The sequence below is a fragment of the Nocardia sp. NPDC049190 genome (assembly GCF_040648115.1).
Lineage (GTDB): Bacteria > Actinomycetota > Actinomycetes > Mycobacteriales > Mycobacteriaceae > Nocardia.
Map to the genome: position 1 here is coordinate 1 of NZ_JBEZDE010000124.1, position 1,089 is coordinate 1,089.

1 protein-coding gene is annotated in these 1,089 nt (G+C 63.3%); it reads right to left on the minus strand.

Going from position 1 to position 1,089, the window contains the following annotated elements; translation table 11 throughout:
• Nucleotides 1-1,089: IS630 family transposase (locus AB0B25_RS32185; protein WP_357187636.1), on the minus strand; the 1,089-nt coding region annotated here is incomplete at both ends.

Here is a 1,089-nt window from a genome sequence, read left to right on the forward strand (position 1 = left end):
GGGGTGTTGTCGGGTTGATTTTGGCGAGGTAGTCGGCGAGGGATTTCAGGATTTCGTCTGCGGTTTTGGTCCAGCGGAAGGGGCGCGGGTTGTCGTTCCAGGTGTCGATCCAGTCCGTGATGTCGTCTTCGAGGGCTTTGACCGAGGTATGGACGCCGCGGCGGATGAGTTTGTCGGTGAGCAGGCCGAACCAGCGTTCGACCTGGTTCATCCAGCTCGAGCCGGTGGGGGTGAAGTGGATGTGGAAGCGGGGATGCCGGGCCAGCCACGTTTTGACCTCGGCGGTGTTGTGGGTGGCGTAGTTGTCGCAGACCAGGTGCACGTCGAGCTCGCGTGGCACGGCCTTGTCGATGGTGACCAGGAACTTGCGGAACTCGATGGCGCGGTGGCGGCGGTGCAGTGCGCTGATGACGGTGCCGTTGGCGATGTTGAACGCGGCGAACAAGCTGGTGATGCCGTGGCGCAGGTAGTCGTGGGTGCGGCGTTCGGGCATGCCCGGCATCATCGGCAGCACCGGTTGTGAGCGGTCCAGAGCCTGGATCTGGCTCTTCTCATCGACACAGAGCACGATCGCCTTCTCCGGCGGATTGTGGTACAGGCCAACGACATCGACCACTTTCTCCACGAACAGCGGGTCGGTGGACAACTTGAACGAATCCTGTAGATGTGGTTTGAGGTCGAACTTGCGCCAGATCCGGCCGATGGTCGATTTCGACAGCCCGGTCCGCGTGGCCATCGATGACCGTGACCAATGGGTGTCTTTGCCGGGGGCCGATTCCAATGTCGCGATCACTACATCCTCGACCTGGTCGAGCAGGATCGACGGCGGCCGCCCCGGACGCTGCTCATCGGCCAGGCCATCGAGCCGGGCCGCGACGAATCTGGCCCGCCAGCGGATCACGGTCGACTCGTCGACACCGAGATCGGCTGCGACACGCTTGTTCGTCTCCCCCTCGGCGCAAGCCAGCACGATCCTGGCCCGCATCGCCAGAAACTGAGCGGTCTTGGCCCGCCTCGACCACGAAATCAGTTGCGCGCGTTCGGCATCGCTCAACACCAGATCGGATTTCGGTCGACCGCCACGACCAC